Below are 16,550 nucleotides of genomic sequence, written 5' to 3' on the forward strand. Positions count from 1 at the left end.
TCAATGGCTGATCACCATATCCGTGCTGGGGAATTTTCCGACAGCACATGTGGGGAATTTTGAAACAGCATTTACAATAGCCTTACCTTTCCTCTCTCACGCGGCGCAAACCGCTGGAACGTGCCGATACCCATCAGATGATGGGCCGGGCGTTAATCTTTTTTAAAGCCGCGCCGGATACAATACATACGCTATTTTCTGCACTGTCTGCGTTCAAATAAGGCAGGCGTGCATAAAACTTTCCCACTGCGACAGGCAGAGGAAAATTAGGAAAATATTCATGCATTTTGAATGCACGAATAAAAAATGGCCTTGTCCTAAAGCGGTATTCCAGAACCTTCTTTATGACCTGACCGCCGCCAGAACAACCCCGCAAGCCCCGTGACCCCAACCAGGAAAAGGGGCACCAGACGGCCATAATGGCCAAAAAACGTGCCGGGCAGCGCATCGGGCAGCGCATGGACCAGCACGCCCTGCCGGTCCCATCCCAGCCGGGCCAGTTCGTGGCCACGCCCGTCAAAAATGGCTGAAATGCCGGTATTGGCGGCACGCGCCACCGGCAGGCCCTCCTCCACCGCGCGGATGCGCACGGCGGCAAGGTGCTGGCGCGGGCCGGCGCTGTTGCCATACCAGGCATCATTCGTGCTGTTGAGCAGCCAGGCGGGGCGATCATGCGGGTCGACCACCTGGCCCGAGAAAATCACCTCGTAGCAGATCAGCGGCCCCACCGAGGCAACACCCGGCAGGTGCCAGGTCTGCACGCCGGGGCCGGGGGTCAGCCCATCCCCCGGCACGACATGAAAGGGCAGGAACGCGGGCTGGTATTCGCCAAACGGCACCAGATGCGCCTTGTCATAGGGCGGGGCGGGCTCTCCATCAGGCAGCAGGGCCACCATGCTGTTGCGCCAGTGCTTGTCCTCCAGCCAGCGCAGCGTGCCGATCACGCCCGCTGCCGCTCCCTGCCCCGCCCGCATGATCATGGGGCGTGCGATGTCATCTTCCAGCAGCAGGCCGGGAAAGGCCGATTCCGGCCACGCGAACACGACCGGCCGGCCATCCGCCTCGCGCAATCCTGCCTGCACGCCCGCATGCGTAAGATCCAGATAGCGACGGAACACCGCCACATCGGAGTCGCGTGATATTTTCTCGGTCTCGGGCACATTGCCCTGCACCAGCACCACCTCGGGGTTGTGGCCATAGGTGTCATGGATACTGGCCATCCGCAGCGCACCACACGCCACCCATATGGCCAGCACGCCTGCGCAGGCCAGGCGCCCCGTGCGGCCATAAAGCGGCGCGAGCGAGAGCAGGCAGGTCAGCAGTGTCAGCCCATCCACCCCGATCCACGCGGCGGGCTGGAGCATGACATCGCCCGCAAGCCCCGGAAACGCCCACACGCTGCCAGGCGGATTCCACGGAAAACCGCTGAACACGTAAACCCGCGCCATGTCGGTCAGCGTCCATAGCGCCGCCAGAACCACCAGCCGCCCGGTGCCGCGCGGCACAAGACGGCTCAGGGCAGCCGAAAGCGCGCTGAGGGGAGCCAGGATCACCGCGCAGCCCGGCGAGGCCAGCGGCACCAGCCACCAGAAATCATCCGCCCGGAGCAGGATGGCGTACATGAGCCAGTACAGGCCCACGGTGTACAGCCCCATGGCGAACATGAAGCCACGCCGTGCGGCTTCTTTCCAGCCAGCCGCCTGATCAATGGCCAGCGCCAGCAGGCAGAAGGCCACCGGCAGCACCACGACCGCATGCACGGGCGGAAAGCCCAGCGCGTACAAGCCGCCCGCCAGCACCATGACAAGGTCCGCGCGCCAGCCATGCTGGCGCGACAGCCTCATATACAGATCACGAAGGAATCTCATGCAGCGCCACGACCCGCGCCGTGGGGGAGGACGCGCCTAGTCCAGCGCGTCACGCAGGCGGCGCTCGTAGTGGCGGTAATACTTGTCAGCCAGCAGCTCGCTCTTGACGAGCACGGCGACATCAATGGTGTTGAACTGCTCATCAATCACCGCGCCATCGCCCACATAGCCCCCAAGCCGCAGGTAACCCTTGATCAGGGGCGGCAGGCGCGCGAGCGAGCGGCGGTGGTCGAGCGTCTGCGGGTCGGAGCGCAGCATTTCCACCCGGCGCTCCGGCACGGCGCTGATCCGCAGCGCGGGCGGGGCAAGGTGGTTGTGATACAGGTAGGTCAGTTCATCGGACAGCGCATCGGGGTTGGTGCCCGGCAGGCTCGCGCAGCCGAACAGCACGTCAATGCGGTGCAGGAAGATGTAGGAGGCAATGCCGCGCCACAGCAGCTGCATGGCCGCGCGACCGCGATAGTTCTGGTCCACGCAAGACCGGCCCACCTCAAGCAACCGGCCGGGAAACTCGGTCAGTCGCGAGATGTCATATTCACCCGAAGTATAGAATTTGCCCAGCTTCTTCGCCGCATCCCCCTGCATGAGCCGGTAGGTGCCCACAACGCCCTTCGCACCCGATGAGATGGCATGGTCGATCACCAGAAGGTGATCGGCATATTCATCGAATTCATCCACGTCGCGCTTGAGCCGCGCGGTGCGGGAATCGGGGCGGGCGCCCATTTCCTCATAGAAGACACGGTAGCGCAGCGCCTGGGCGGCATCGCGCTCTTCATCCGTCGCAGCGATCCTGACGCCAAGGTTCCCCCCCCGCAATTCGGGGAAACCGTTGCGCTCAAGATCCAGGGTGGAAAGGGACTGTATGGTTTTCTCGATACTCAAGGCCGTGACCCGCCCTTCTGCTCCGTTTGCACCGTGTGGTCCGTGTTTTCTTGTGCCACGTCGGGCAGCCTGCGCGCAAACAGTTCCAGCCGATGGGACACCAGCTCGAACCCCAGGGAAGCCGTGATCTGGCGCAGCAGTTCGGCATGGGCGGCATGGGTGAACTCAACGACCTGCCCGCTTTCCACGTCGATCAGGTGGTAGTGGTCGCCTTCCTCCGTGGCCTCGTAACGCGCGCGGCCGCCGCCAAAGTCACGGCGTTCGAGAATGCCGTTTTCTTCCAGCAGGCGAACGGTACGGTAGACCGTGGCAACCGATATGCGCCCGTCAAGTGCCGAGGCACGACGGTAGAGTTCCTCCACATCCGGATGGTCATGGGCCTCGGACAGCACGCGCGCAATGACACGGCGCTGGCCTGTCATCTTCAGGCCGCGCTCCATGCACATGCGCTCGATGCGCGTCTGTAGTCCATTACGATCTGTTGCCATGTCTATGGACGTAGCCGATCATGCCGATACCTGTCCATATGACCACCCGGCATGGGTCAGTCCTCGCGTTGTTTCGTGCCAAGCCCGATCTTGCGGGCCAGGGTTGAGCGGTGGCTGGCGTAGCTCGGCGCCACCATGGGGTAGTCATGCGGCAGGCCCCAGCGCTCGCGATATTCATCGGGTGTCATGTTATAGGCGGTCTTGAGGTGACGCTTGAGCATCTTGAGCTTCTTCCCGTCCTCAAGGCAGACGATGTAGTCAGGGAAGACGGACTTCTTGAGCGGCACCGCGGGCACCGGCTTCTCGGGCACGGGTTCGGCGCGCCCGAGGGAGGCAACAGCCTCATAGACCTGATGAATCAGATCGGGGAGGCTCTCCGCGTCGATTTCATTTCGCGAGACATATGCCGAAACGATTTCGGCAGCGAGTTCGCGCACTTCAACTTCTGCCGCTGCATCAGCCATTAATCTGATCCTGTCACTCTGGAATAATGATGCATCTTATATAAATAATTCCAGAAGGATCGCAACCGGCCATAGCAGAGGTTTTATGGTAATATGTCTGATATAGAGATGGTGAAACTGGATATCACCCATGAAGTGTGCCCCATGACTTTCGTGCACACGCGTCTGGCCCTTGACAGACTTCCAGCCGGGGAAAAACTGCTTGTCCGCCTGCGCGGCGCAGGCCCGCTGGACAATGTTTCGCGCAGCCTGAAGCTGCTTGGTCATGTCGTGGAAGAAATACAGACAGAAACAGATGGCATAACCCACCGGCTGACCGTGCTCAAATCTCCCGCTTCATGACACACGCATCAGTGCCATCGGGGTAGTACCGCCGCCGCACCCCCACCACCGCAAATCCCGCCGCGTGGTAAAGCCCCAGCGCGGCCACGTTATCATCCGCCACCTCAAGGAACAGGTGTACTGCCCCTTCCCGCGCGGCCTCATCCAGACAGCGCGCCAGCAGGGCGCGGCCAATGCCCTGCCCCTGCCAGGCGGGGTCCACGGCAAAGGTCAGGATCTCGGCTTCATCAAGCAGGGCGCGGGCCATGATGAAACCGGCAGCGGGGGGAATACCCTCACCCTGCGCAAACAGCACGAACACGCCGGGCATGGCCAGCAGGGCCGCCATGGCCTGCGCGTCCCACCGGTGCACGGGGGGGAAGGCCACCGCATGGATGCGGGCCAGCAGCGCGGCCTGCCCTGCGGGCACGGCATCGTCCGTCATGGCGTAACGGGGGCCGGGCGCAGGCCGGCGGCGGGCAGTTTGGCTTCCGGCGCATCGACATAAAGCGGCTGGGCCGCACGCGGGAGCAGGTCACCCCGCAGGCGCAGCAGGGCGGCGGCGGCAATGGCCTGCGGGTCGGGTGGCGCATCGGGCAGCAGGTGCAGACCGTCGCGCCCGCCCGCAGCCTCCATAACCGCCTGCGCGCCATTGCCGGCCAGCAGCAGGGGTCCCGGCGGCAGGTCAGGTGCCGTGAGCATGCAGGCGCGCACAGGCGCCAATGCCGATGGCGTACCCAGCGTTTCAATAAATACACGGCCCCGGCGGGCCATGGTGCAATGGAGTGCTACAGCCCCCAGCGGGGCAGCCGCCGCGCGCAGGGCCGGGGCCATGACCTCGCCCCCGGTCACGCCCACCACCGTGCAGCCCGAACCCGCGGCCAGCCCGTGCGCGAATGCCAGCGAGGCCCGCAGCCCGGTGAACGATCCCGGTCCCACCACCACGCCCGCAAGGTCAGGCATGGCATGGCCCCAGCCACACTGCGCGAACAGTTCGGTGGCCAGCAGCGGGAACTGCTCGGCAGCACCACGCCCGGTGGCGATACGGGTGGCGAGAATTGCGGGCCTGCCCGCTGCATCGGGTGCCAGGCAGGCAATCAGGGCCTGTGCCTGCGCCCCGGTCGCGGCACCATCCATGACCACAATGCGCATGGGGTCAGACAATCACGCAGGCATCATCAAAGCCCAGGCGCGGCGCGCGCGGCGTGGGCGGCGGCCCGTCGGTATAGCCCAGGCAGAGCAGGAAATTGGCCTGCCAGCCCTGATTGGCCAGAAAGGCGTCCTCCACCATCGCGGCATCGAAGCCCGAAAGCGGCAGCGCCGACAGGCCCAGCGCACGGGCGGCCATGATCATGTACCCACCTTCCAGCGTGCCGTTGCGCTGGGCGGTTTCCTCGGCCAGACCCACATCGGCGGCGAACCACTGGCGCACATGGGCCTGCGGGTTCAGCGTGTCCATGCGCTCGAAAAACAGCGGGTCATGCGCCACGATCACCGTAACCGGCGCGGTCATCATGCGCTGCACATTGCCTGCCGAAAGGGCGGGGCGCAGGCGCTCGCGCGCGCCCTCCGTGGTCAGGAACACGAAGCGGGCGGGGCAGCTGTTGCCCGATGTCGGCCCAAGGCGCACCAGATCATAAAGCTGGCGCAGCGTATCGGTGCCGACGGGCCGGTCATTCCACGCCACCGGCGTGCGTGCGTTACGGAACAGAAGGTCAAGCCCAGCGTCATCAAGCGCCATGAAACATTCCCAAGCTTATGCGCAAGACCTGCCGATCAGGCCTCTACCTGCTCCACCGATACCACTTCCGGCACGTAATGGCGCAGCATGTTCTCGACCCCGTGCTTGAGGGTGGCGCGTGACGACGGGCAGCCCGAGCACGCACCCTGCATGGTCAGGCGCACCACGCCATCGCGGTAGCCACGGAACACGATGTCACCGCCATCGCCCGCCACGGCGGGGCGCACGCGGGTGTCGAGCAGTTCCTTGATCTGCTGCACGATCTCCTCATCTCCCGGCGCGATCAGGTCTTCAACCACCACGGCTTCGCTTTCCACCACGGGCTGGTCGGTGGAGAGGTAATCGGCCAGCACCGCGAGCACCTGCGGGCGCAGGGCCTCCCACTCGGTGGCATCGGCGCGGGTCACGGCCACGAAATCATTGCCAAAGAAGACGCGGGCCACGCCATCAAGGTCAAACAGCAGTTCGGCCAGGCGCGAGCGGCCCGCCACGGAATCGGGGCTGATGAAGTCGGCCGTCGCCCCGCTGGCCATGATCTCGCGCCCCGGCAGGAACTTCAGGGTGGCGGGATTGGGTGTGTCTTCCGTTTCGATGAACATTGCTCGGTCTTCCAGACATGACGGGAAAGGGGGGACAGGCAAAAGTACTTCCCGGGTCCTGTTATATGATCGACCCGCCCGCAAATCCAACCCCACGCACACGCACGGCGTGCATTTACGCCCCGTGGCCTATCACGGCATGCGCGGCAGGACAATTTCCGCGCATAACCCGCCCCCCAGCCGGTTGAACAGCCTGAACCGCCCGCCGCCACGCGCCACCTCGCGGCTGACGATGGCCAGCCCCAGCCCCAGCCCGCCCGTGCTGCGCGAGCGCGAGCCCTCAACGCGGTAGAATGGCGTGGTGACCCGGTCGAGCTCGGCCTCGGGCAGGCCGGGGCCATTATCCTCCACGCGGATGCACAGGGCATCCTCCATCAGCGTCAGGCTGACATGGGCATTGCCGCCATAGTTCACGGCATTGTCAATCAGGTTGCCCACCACGCGCTTGAGCGCCAGCGGCCGGACCATGGCCTGCGCCTGGTCGGGGCCATCATAGGTCACGTCGCGGCCCTGATCGGCCTCGTCATCCACGCGCGTGGCCAGAATGGAGGCCACGTTGACCGAACGCGCGGGCTCGGGGTCCTTCTCGCCCGACAGGTAGGCCAGCACGCCGGTGATCATGGCCTCCATCTCGGTCACGTCGGCCTCGATCTCCTTCTGCGCGTTCGTATCCTCCAGAAAGCCCGCACGCAGGCGCAGGCGGGCCAGCGGCGTGCGCAGGTCGTGCGATACGGCGGCAAGGGCCTCGGTGCGGTCGGCGATCAGGCGGTTGATGCGCTCCTGCATGGCGTTGATGGCGCGGGCAAGGTAGCGCACCTCACGCGGGCCCTTGTCGGCCAGTGGCACCCACCGGCCCGAGCCCACCGTATCGGCCACATCGGCCAGCGCGCGCAGCGGCATGCTCAGCGCGCGCACCAGCATGCCGGCCGCCCCGATGACCGCGCCTGCAAGGATGGCCGCCGAGACAAGCCCGCGGCGCATATGGTGCGGCTCAAGGATATCGGGGGCAAGGAAGCCCATGTAGCTGCCATCGGGCAGGCGCAGCGTGCCCCGCACATCCGCCGTGCCCATGATGGTGCCCGACAGGTTGAGCGCATCGCCCTGCAGCACCGGCAATGTGCCCGCCAGACGGTCATGCAGCTTGCGCAGCGAGGGTGGCTCGACCTTGAGCGCGCCCTGCTGGCCCTGGTTGCGCCAGTCTACCGTCAGGTCGCTGGTGGAGAGCATGGCGGCAAGCACCATGCGCTGCGAGGTTGGCGTTGCCGCCAGCACGCGTGCATCGATCACCAGCCGCTCGCCCACCTGTTCAAGCTGGGCGTCGTCTATGGTGTATGTCTCGGCTTCCTCATAGAAAACGGAACTGCCCACGAACACGAGCGCCACCGCAACCAGCAGCACGAACATGACACGCCCGACCAGCCCGCGCGGCCACAGCGTGATGCGCCGTGCAACCGCCTGCGGCACCCGCGCGGCCTGTGCGTTCCCCTGCCCCGCCACGGCGCGCGCTCAGACCCGCTCCACTTCGGCGGTGAAGATGTAGCCCATGCCGCGCACGGTGCGGATCAGCCCATCCGAATCCGGCCCCAGCTTGCGCCGCAGGCGGCTGACCAGCACATCCACGCTGCGGTCGGACACATCGCCCAGCCGCGTGCGCGACAGTTCCAGCAGCCGGTCACGCCCGATCACGCGCTGCGGGTTGTCAAGGAAGCTGGTGAGCAGGTCATGCTCCGCCCCTGAAATCTCGACCGCCATGCCTGAGGGGTCGGTCAGTTCGCGCCGCCGCAGGTCGAGCATCCACCCGCCAAAGCGCACGGTTTCCTTGCGCTGCCGCCCGGCACTGGGCGTGGTCACGCCGCCGCCGCGCCTGCGTAGCACCGCGCGCACGCGGGCAAGCAGTTCCTTCTGGCCAAAGGGCTTGGGCACGTAGTCATCCGCGCCGAGTTCGAGGCCCTGCACGCGGTCGAGTTCCTCGCCACGGGCGGAGACGATGATGACCGGCACTTCGGTCAGCGGCGCCTCGCCCGGCACGCAGGGGTCGGCATGCGCGCGCAGGCTGCGGCACAGGTCCAGCCCGTTGGTGCCCGGCAGCATCACGTCAAGGATGATGAGGTCGGCGGCCTGCGCCTTGAGCGCATCCCACATTTCAGGCCCATCCTGCACGCCGCGCACGCGGTAGCCATCGCCCTGCAGGGCGCGGACGATCAGGGTGCGCATACCGGGATCATCTTCCACCACGAGGATGCGGGCGGGCAGATCGGCTGTGGCGGGTATCTGTGTCATTCTCTTGGCCATGTTCCGGTTCAGGGGCAGGCATGATGCCCTTCATGCAACAGCACCCAGCATAACCAACGCGCGGCATGCGGATAAGGCCACCGATCATATCATAAAATGTCTGCCACACACGCAAACGGGGCGCCGGATGATCCGGCGCCCCGTCTGGCAAACAACCTGTAAAGGTCAAAAGTTTTTGGGTGTCGCCCTTTTTGAAAAAAGCTTCACCAGAAACTTCTGTCTTTATCAGTGCGCGGCAGGCGCCGCGTTCAGCTTGAGCACCCAGAACTGCGCGATGTCACGCGCGCCATTGGTGCCTTCCACGCTGTTGAACGTGGCGATGGCGGCATCCTTCTTGCCTGCCGCCGCCTGCGCCAGGCCATAATGCAGGCGACCGATATTGATGTCCGTCGGTCCCTTGGCCAGGCCCTGCTGCATCAGCGCCAGCCCCTTGTCGGCCTGGCCATTCAGCACGTAGTTGTAGCCTGCCGTGAGCATGGCGTTGCCAGTTGCCGCCTGCGAGGCCGCCGTATCGAGGTTGGCCTTGGTGCTCTCGGCATTCTGGGCCACCATCGCCTTCAGCTTTTCGCTGCGCGGCGCCGAGGCGTCATGCCCCACCACGCCGCTGGCATAGCCCTGGTTGATGATGTCGAGCGCAAGCTGGGGCAGGCCCGCCTGCATGGCCAGCTCGGTAATGTCCATGTATTCGGCCGAGGTCTTGACCAGCCCGGACTCAAGGCGCACGCGGTCGATGTCAAGCCGCAGGCCCGGTGCCATGTTGGGGTTGCTCAGCACGGAATGCACCACCTGCGCCCAGTAATCGGGCTTGGGGTAGTAGGTGGCGAGCATGACGTAGGTCTTGGTCAGCGCCGCGTTGTCCTTGAGCTGCGCCTGGCAGGCGGCGAGCAGCTGGAGCTGGTTCTCGGTCGGCTTGCCGCCTGCCTTGATCGTGGCATCGATCTGGCCCTGCTGCACGCGGGCGGCGTTGGCGAAGTCATGCTGCAGGTAATAGGCCTGGATCAGGATGGTCAGCATCTGCGGGTTCTTGCCACCCGCCTTGATGTATTTCTCGCTCACCGCAACGGCGGTGGGGTAATCCTTGGCGGTGAAGGCCATGCTGCCTTCGGCCAGCGCCATCTGTTCCTTGGTGGCGGCAGGCGTGCGCGGGGATGCGATCAGCTTGTCATAGGCCGCGATGGCGGCAGGCACGTTGCCCGACTGGGCAGCCACGGCGGCGCGCATCTGGGCAATGGTGTAGGATTCGTAGTCGGACTTGCCGCTTACGGCGTCCGCTTCGTCCACATCGGCCATGGCCTGGGGGTATTTCTTGGCGGCAAGGTCGGTCTGGGCCTTCTGCAGCGCCGTGCCCACCTTCTGGCCAAGCTGGTCAGCCGCATGCGCGCCGTGCATGGGCAGGACGCCCGCCACCGGCAGCGCCATCATGACCCCGGCCAGCAGGCGGCCACGCAGCCGGAACAGCGATTTGGATGTGATGTTTTTCAACTGTGATGTCCTTCCATGAACGGGTCATGGCCCGAATGATCGGCCAGGGCATCACGATGGACCCGTGCGGCCCATCATTCAATCCGCCCCCGACCGCTGGCGCGGCGGCTCCATCGGGCCGCCGCGTCGTGACGTTGAAATCAGGTTACGTGCGGATGGCAGGCTTATTCCGCCGGATCGTGCGTTTCATGGCGGTAACCGCCAATCAGGATGGACTGCACGTCGGCAGCGAAGTTGCGCACCTCGTCCAGCGCGCCCTTGTTGCGGCGAACCAGCATGTTGTAGCCCAGCACCGCAGGCACGGCGGTGCCCAGGCCAATGGCGGTCATGATCAGCGATTCACCCACCGGGCCGGCAACCTTGTCGATCGAGGCCTGGCCTGCGATGCCGATGGCGGTCAGGGCGTGATAGATGCCCCACACGGTGCCGAACAGACCCACGAACGGCGAGGTGGACCCCACCGTGCCGAGGAAGGCAAGGCCACCCTGCAGGCGGTTCTGGATGAAGTCCACCGAGCGCTGGATGGACATGGTGGTCCAGGAATACAGGTCGATCGTCTCCTGCATCGTGCCTTCATGGTGCTCGGCGGCGGTAATGCCGGTATCGGCAATGTAGCGGAAGGGCGATGCGGTATCGAGCAGGGCCGCCCCTTCCTTGATGTCGTGCGCGGGCCAGAACTTGGCCTTCACTTCCTTGGCGGCCTTCATCATGCGGGCCTGCTCGAGGAATTTGGTGATCATGATGTACCATGTCCCGACAGACATCACGACCATGATGATCAGCACGGTGCGGGCAATGAAGTCACCATTGGACCACAGCGCGCCCAGCCCGTAGGGATTGTCGGCCGCGGCGGCGGGCGTGGCGTAGGCCAGTGCCGAAAAGGCGGTCAGCAGCGCGGCCGCCATGACTGGTTTACGATGCTGTCGGGTCATTTACCTCAAATCCTCTGACGAATAGGGCCATGCTTCTGGCCCGCAACACATTTCATGACTGTTATCTGACCAGTCCGGACGCTGAAAATCAATCCACCTGTATCGTTTTCAGAACAATTCCGGCTGGCGGACCCTGTTATCACGCCCGATGACCGGGGCGGGAATGGCCGGAACCACCGGCATGACCATGACCGGGCGCACCGGCGGCGGCGCGGGGGGCACGGGCGGCGGCGGCTCGGGAATGATCCGGATCGCAAGCGGCGGCAGGGGGCGGTAAGGCTCGGGAAACATGGGCTTGGCCTTGGGCCGCAGCCCGTAGGCCAGCGCCGATACGACAACGACATGGACCAGCACGATCACCCCCGCCACGCGCAGGTACGGCGTGCGCCGTCGCTGCCTGGCGGCATAATCCTTTCCCATGACTTCGTCAGACCACATGCCGCTCCTGTCCAGCCCCCCCTGCGCGGCATCCCGCGCGGGCGCCTGCTGTTCAAATTGCCCTGAGCGGAATTGGGCGTGCTCAGGGGCGCTGTGTCAAGCATCATATAACACAGATTCGAAACAATTTTCTCTTGGCAGAACAATGGCCCAGCACACACGGCATGAAAAAAACCCCGTGGCCTGGGCCACGGGGTTGGCTGCCTGCACGCCCCGGTTGCGGCGTTACTGCGCCTGGGCGCTGGCTTCCGAGCGGGTGGCCCCCACGCGGGCAGCAAGGGCGGCGGCCATGAAGTCATCGATATCGCCATCCAGAATCGCGTCCGGGTTGGTTTTCTCGACGTTGGTGCGCAGGTCCTTGACCAGCTGGTAGGGGGCCAGCACGTAGGAGCGGATCTGGTGCCCCCAGCCGATATCGGTCTTGCTGGCCTCGGTCTGGGCGGCGGCGGCCTCGCGGCGCTGGAGTTCCTGCTCGTACATCCGCGCCTTGAGCATGGTCATGGCGGTGGCGCGGTTGCGGTGCTGGGAGCGGTCGGTCTGGCACGCCACAACGATGCCGGTGGGGATGTGCGTGATGCGGATGGCCGATTCCGTCTTGTTGACGTGCTGGCCACCAGCACCCGAGGCGCGGAAGGTATCGACACGCAGGTCAGCCTCGTTGATCTCGATCTCGATCGAGTCATCGACCACCGGATACACCCATACGGAGGCAAACGAGGTCTGCCGCCGGGCCGCCGCATCGAACGGCGAGATGCGCACCAGCCGGTGCACGCCCGCCTCGGTCTTGAGCCAGCCATAGGCGTTGGGGCCGGTTACCTGGATGGTGGCTGACTTGATGCCCGCCTGCTCGCCCTCCGAGCTTTCCATCATGGTCACCTTGTAGCCATGCTGCTCGGCCCAGCGGGTGTACATGCGCAGCAGCATCTCGGCCCAGTCCTGCGCCTCGGTGCCGCCCGCGCCCGCATTGACCTCGAGGTAGCAGTCATTGCTGTCCGCCTCACCAGAGAGCAGGCTCTCGGTCTCGCGGCGCTTGGCTTCCTCGGCCAGGGCGCGCAGGGTGGCCAGCGCCTCGGCCACCACGGCCTCGTCGCCTTCCATCTCGGCCAGTTCGACAAGTTCGATCGTATCGTGCACATCGGCTTCAAGCCGCTGCACGCCCTCGATCTGGCTGGCCAGCATGGTGCGCTCGCGCATGAGCTTCTGCGCTGCGTCCGAATCGTTCCACAGGTCGGGATCTTCGGCCCGGTTGTTCAGTTCCGCGAGGCGGTCGATTGCGACATCCCAGTCAAAGATGCCTCCTCAGCAGCGCCACCGACTGCTTGATCTGGTCGTTCAGGGCCTCTGTCTCGGCAGACATGGGCTTGCTCCTTGGTCAACGGTCAACAGTGCGGACGTGCGCCATGTCACGCCCGGCCATGAACGGCGTCAATACAGCCCGCCCATGCCAATGTCACCCCCGGAAGGCGGGGCGGGGGCAGGCACGGCCGCATGCCCGGCCGATGTCGTGCCATCAGGCTGGGCGGTGGGGCTGGCGGGCATCGTGGCCATGTCGTTCTCGGAATCGGGCATGTTCTCGGCCCCCGTATCCGCTGCCGTCAGCGCCATGCCCGAGCCTGCGCCCAGATCCACGCTCTCACCGGGCACCTGGCCGGGCTTGAACGCATCGATTGCGACTCCCATGCCGGTATCGTAGCGTGCGAGCTGCACGCCATCAGGCACGCGGAAGTCAAGGCGCGGGCGGGTGGCGAGCGCCACCTTCATCACCTGATTCCAGATCGGGCCCGCGATCACGCCGCCGGTCTCGTTCTTGCCCAGCGACTGCGGCGTGTCGAACCCGATCCACACCACCGTGACCAGATCGGGCGAGAAGCCCGCGAACCACGCATCATTGAAGTCCTGGCTGGTGCCGGTCTTGCCCGCGATGGGCCGGTCGATGCCCGCACCCGCGCGCACGCCCGTGCCCCGGCGCACCACGTCCTGCATCATGGCCACGATCTGGGCAGCACTGGTGGCGGAGACGACCTGCGGGCGGGTATCAGCCACCTGCGGACCGGTGGCCGGCGCGCCGCCGGGCTGCCACGCAACGCCCTCGGGCCGCCACACCACGTTGCCGTTGCGGTCCTTGATGTCATCGATCAGGGAAGGCGTGACCAGCCTGCCGCCATTGGCGATGGTGGCGTAGGCACCTGCCTCCTTCATCACGGTGGTCTCGACCGCGCCAAGCGCCGCAGGCAGCACCAGCGGCATGGAATGCACGAGGCCAAGATTCTGCGCGAGGCTGGCCACCGGCTTCATGCCGATCTGGGCGGCAAGCCGGATGGTGACGAGGTTGCGCGATTCGCGCAGCGCGTCATGCAGGGTGGTGGGCCCCCAGAAATCCTTCTCGTAGTTGTTGGGGTGCCACTCGCCATAGCTTACGGGGGAGTCATCGAATTTCTGCGAAGGCGAGATCCCCTGCTCCATCGCCGCCAGATAGACGAACGGCTTGAACGACGACCCCGGCTGGCGTGCCGCCTGGATGGCGCGGTTGAACTGCGATTCGCGGAACGACCAGCCCCCCACCATGGCCAGCACGCGCCCGGTGCGCACATCGATGGTGGCAAGAGCGCCCTCCACGCGCGGCACCTGGCGGATGGCCACGCCGCCGCCATCGGCCTGGGGCTCGACCAGCACCACGTCGCCGGTCTGCACGCCCTTGCCAGTGCGCATCCACGCCATGTCACGCGCCAGCATCACACCGGTATGGGGCATGACGGGATCGCGCCCCTCGAGCCAGCCCACCCGGCCCGTGGCGGCCGACAGCACCACGGCCACCCGCCACTGCTCCAGCATGGCGGCGGGTGCCGTGACATGCGCCAGCGCATTGGCCCAGTCGCCCGCCACGTCAGCAGCCCCGACATGCGCGAATGCGCCCCGCCAGCCGCCATGGGCGCGGTCATAGCGCAGCAGCCCCTCGCGCAATGCGCCGGTGGCGACCTGCTGCAGGTGCGAATCCAGCGAGGTATGGACCGAAAGCCCGCCCTCCATGGTGGTGCCGATGCCGTAGCGCTCGATCAGTTCGCGGCGCACCTCCTCGGCAAACCATTCCGAGCCGGGCACGGGGCCGGGACGGGTGAAGTTGGCGGGCACGAGGGGCTCAAGCTGGGCTGCACGCGCCTCCTCGGGCGTGATCACCCTGAGGTCGGCCATGCGGTCGAGCACCCAGTTGCGCCGGTTGGTCGCCGCCTGCACGTAGCGGTGCGGGTTGTAGTTGGTGGGTGACTTGGGCAGCGCGCCAAGGAAGGCGGCCTCGGCATTGTCAAGCTGGTCGAGCGGCTTGTTGAAATAGGTCTGGGCGGCGGCGCCGATGCCGTACGCGCCCTCGCCCAGATAGATCTCGTTGAGGTAGATCTCGAGGATCTGCTCCTTGCTCAGCGTCTGCTCCAGCCGCATGGCCAGCAGCGCTTCCTTGATCTTGCGGTCGATGGAAACGGCATTCGACCCCAGCAGCATGATGCGCGCGACCTGCTGCGTGATGGTCGAGGCCCCGATGGGGCGGTGCTTGGTGCCATGCATCATCATGTCGGTCACGCCAGCGCGCAGGATGGCGAGCGGGTCCACGCCGCCATGGCTGAAGAATTTCTGGTCCTCGGCGGCGAGGAAGGCGCTGCGCACGCGCTCGGGTATGGCGCTGTAGGGCACGAAGATGCGCCGCTCGGCGGCAAGCTCGGCCATGACCTGGTCATCACCGGAATACAGGCGGCTCATGACGGGGGGCTGGTAGGTGCGCAGGCCATCGACGGTGGGCAGGCCCTCGCTCAGGCGCTCGTATTCGTACCAGCCAACGATGCCTGCGCCGCCGCTGCCCAGCAGCAGCACCGCCAGCGTGGTGCCCGCCAGCCAGCGCACCATGCGGTAGCGCGGGCGGCGCGGGCCACCCCCACCGGGGCGGGAGGGTCCATCCATCCGGCCATCGCGGCCTGATCCGTCAGCAAGCGTCATCCGGTGTCCAATAAGGAGAGAAAGGGGCCATCATATGTCGTAAGGCCCCTGTCTAGCATTGTCCCGCGCTGCCGTCGCCCCCGATCCGCCCCGGCTCGCTCAGCCCGCGTTACGGCGGGCCCATTCGGCCCGGCCATCATTGTCAAGCTGGCGAAATTCCTCATCGCTGAGTTCAATCGCGGCGGCGGCCGCGTTATCGGCCACATGCTCGGGGCTGGACGTGCCGGGAATGGGCAGCATGACCGGCGCGCGGCGCAAAAGCCACGCCAGCGCGATCTGGCCGGGCTGCACGCCCTTCTCCCCCGCAAGGCGCGTGAGCACGGTATCGCCCTTGGTCAGCCCGCCCGCCGCAAGCGGCGCCCACGGGATGAAGCCGATATTCTCGCGCGTGCAGTAGTCCAGCACATCCTCCGAATAGCGGTTGACGAGGTTGAAGCGGTTCTGCACCGTCGCGACCGGGAAATACAGCCGCGCGCGCTCGATCATCTCCACCGTCACTTCCGACAGGCCCACATGGCGGATCAGCCCCTGCGCACGCATGGCGGCAATGGCCTCGAACTGCTGCTCGGGCGTGCAGTCGGCGCCCACGCGGTGCAGCTGCCACAGGTCGATGCGCTTAATACCCAGCCTGCGCAGGCTCATCAGCACGCACTGGCGCAGGTAATCGGGGTTGCCGACGGGCTTCCATATATCCGGCCCGTGGCGCGTATGGCCGCCCTTGGTGGCAATGAGCATGCCCTCATAGGGGTGCAGCGCCTCGCGGATGAGGTTTTCGCTCACCTCCGGGCCATAGGCATCGGCGGTATCAACAAGATTGATGCCCAGCTCGGGCAGGCGTTTGAGCGTGGCGAGCGCTTTCGCCCGGTCGGCAGGCTCGCCCCATATGCCCGGGCCCGTAATGCGCATGGCCCCGAAGCCGAGCCTTGTCACCTCGATATCGCCCCCGATCATGAAGGACCCGGACTGGCGTGCATCAGGCGTGAACATGGCTTTCTCCCTGCTTGATGGGCACGCCCGCGCCAGTATGGCGGGCGTGCGGTTGCTGCCTGCCCACCATAAGGG

Annotated in this window: 17 protein-coding genes; 1 reads left to right on the forward strand and 16 read right to left on the reverse strand. The window is 65.7% G+C overall.

What is annotated here, in order from left to right; genetic code table 11:
• Positions 1-317: 317 nt before the first annotated feature.
• From lnt to DV027_RS11935, 4 genes are read right to left on the reverse strand one after another with little or no spacing between them, the layout of a single operon-like run.
• The gene (gene lnt, locus DV027_RS11920; RefSeq protein ID WP_130732128.1) at positions 318-1,868 is read right to left on the reverse strand and encodes an apolipoprotein N-acyltransferase; all 1,551 of its coding nucleotides are present in this window, start codon (positions 1,866-1,868) and stop codon (positions 318-320) included.
• Between the two features lie 36 nt (positions 1,869-1,904).
• On the reverse strand, positions 1,905-2,750 hold the full coding sequence (locus DV027_RS11925; RefSeq protein WP_130732130.1) for a GNAT family N-acetyltransferase: 846 nt from the start codon (positions 2,748-2,750) through the stop codon (positions 1,905-1,907).
• Positions 2,747-3,238 carry a Fur family transcriptional regulator gene (locus DV027_RS11930; protein ID WP_130732132.1) on the reverse strand — a complete coding sequence of 164 codons (492 nt, stop codon included), beginning with the start codon at positions 3,236-3,238 and terminating at the stop codon, positions 2,747-2,749. Before DV027_RS11930 ends, DV027_RS11925 begins: the two co-directional genes overlap by 4 nt.
• Positions 3,239-3,294: 56 nt before the next feature.
• Entirely contained in the window at positions 3,295-3,702 is a 408-nt protein-coding gene (locus tag DV027_RS11935; protein ID WP_130732133.1) for a Ros/MucR family transcriptional regulator, read from the reverse strand.
• Between the two features lie 93 nt (positions 3,703-3,795).
• Here DV027_RS11935 and DV027_RS11940 point away from each other — a divergent pair, with 93 nt between their 5' ends.
• Positions 3,796-4,044, forward strand: coding sequence for a sulfurtransferase TusA family protein (locus DV027_RS11940; protein WP_061274383.1), 249 nt, complete (start codon positions 3,796-3,798; stop codon positions 4,042-4,044).
• Here DV027_RS11940 and rimI read toward each other — a convergent pair.
• The 12 genes from rimI to DV027_RS12000 form a co-directional block, all read right to left on the reverse strand.
• Positions 4,025-4,468 carry a ribosomal protein S18-alanine N-acetyltransferase gene (gene rimI / locus DV027_RS11945; RefSeq protein WP_130732134.1) on the reverse strand — a complete coding sequence of 148 codons (444 nt, stop codon included), beginning with the start codon at positions 4,466-4,468 and terminating at the stop codon, positions 4,025-4,027. The two genes, DV027_RS11940 and rimI, sit on opposite strands and share 20 nt — an antisense overlap.
• Positions 4,465-5,175: a tRNA (adenosine(37)-N6)-threonylcarbamoyltransferase complex dimerization subunit type 1 TsaB gene (tsaB, locus tag DV027_RS11950; protein WP_130732181.1), complete on the reverse strand. Its 711-nt coding sequence runs from the start codon at positions 5,173-5,175 to the stop codon at positions 4,465-4,467. The genes rimI and tsaB overlap by 4 nt, the downstream gene beginning before the upstream one ends.
• A 4-nt stretch (positions 5,176-5,179) precedes the next feature.
• Entirely contained in the window at positions 5,180-5,764 is a 585-nt protein-coding gene (locus tag DV027_RS11955) for a malonic semialdehyde reductase (protein ID WP_130732135.1), read from the reverse strand.
• Between the two features lie 35 nt (positions 5,765-5,799).
• Complete coding sequence (locus tag DV027_RS11960) at positions 5,800-6,363, reverse strand: NifU family protein (RefSeq protein ID WP_130732136.1); 564 nt, start codon at positions 6,361-6,363, stop codon at positions 5,800-5,802.
• 132 nt (positions 6,364-6,495) lie between these two features.
• Complete coding sequence (locus DV027_RS11965) at positions 6,496-7,767, reverse strand: ATP-binding protein (protein ID WP_242621885.1); 1,272 nt, start codon at positions 7,765-7,767, stop codon at positions 6,496-6,498.
• Between the two features lie 102 nt (positions 7,768-7,869).
• Entirely contained in the window at positions 7,870-8,643 is a 774-nt protein-coding gene (locus DV027_RS11970; protein ID WP_130732138.1) for a response regulator transcription factor, read from the reverse strand.
• A 237-nt stretch (positions 8,644-8,880) separates the two neighbouring features.
• The gene (locus DV027_RS11975; protein WP_408884469.1) at positions 8,881-10,104 is read right to left on the reverse strand and encodes a hypothetical protein; all 1,224 of its coding nucleotides are present in this window, start codon (positions 10,102-10,104) and stop codon (positions 8,881-8,883) included.
• Between the two features lie 197 nt (positions 10,105-10,301).
• Positions 10,302-11,069, reverse strand: coding sequence for a MotA/TolQ/ExbB proton channel family protein (locus DV027_RS11980; protein ID WP_061274394.1), 768 nt, complete (start codon positions 11,067-11,069; stop codon positions 10,302-10,304).
• Positions 11,070-11,177: 108 nt separating this feature from the next.
• Positions 11,178-11,507: a hypothetical protein gene (locus DV027_RS11985; RefSeq protein WP_242621882.1), complete on the reverse strand. Its 330-nt coding sequence runs from the start codon at positions 11,505-11,507 to the stop codon at positions 11,178-11,180.
• Between the two features lie 225 nt (positions 11,508-11,732).
• Positions 11,733-12,864, reverse strand: a protein-coding gene (prfB, locus tag DV027_RS11990; protein ID WP_130732139.1) for a peptide chain release factor 2 whose coding sequence is annotated in 2 segments (ribosomal slippage) — positions 11,733-12,794 and positions 12,796-12,864 — 1,131 coding nt in all. Because the reading frame shifts where the segments join, the coding sequence is not laid out codon by codon here.
• Between the two features lie 68 nt (positions 12,865-12,932).
• Entirely contained in the window at positions 12,933-15,488 is a 2,556-nt protein-coding gene (locus DV027_RS11995) for a penicillin-binding protein 1A (protein ID WP_130732140.1), read from the reverse strand.
• Positions 15,489-15,587: 99 nt separating this feature from the next.
• The gene (locus tag DV027_RS12000; protein WP_130732141.1) at positions 15,588-16,475 is read right to left on the reverse strand and encodes an aldo/keto reductase; all 888 of its coding nucleotides are present in this window, start codon (positions 16,473-16,475) and stop codon (positions 15,588-15,590) included.
• Positions 16,476-16,550 lie beyond the last annotated feature (75 nt).

The organism is Komagataeibacter xylinus, from assembly GCF_004302915.1.
Taxonomy (GTDB): domain Bacteria; phylum Pseudomonadota; class Alphaproteobacteria; order Acetobacterales; family Acetobacteraceae; genus Komagataeibacter; species Komagataeibacter xylinus_C.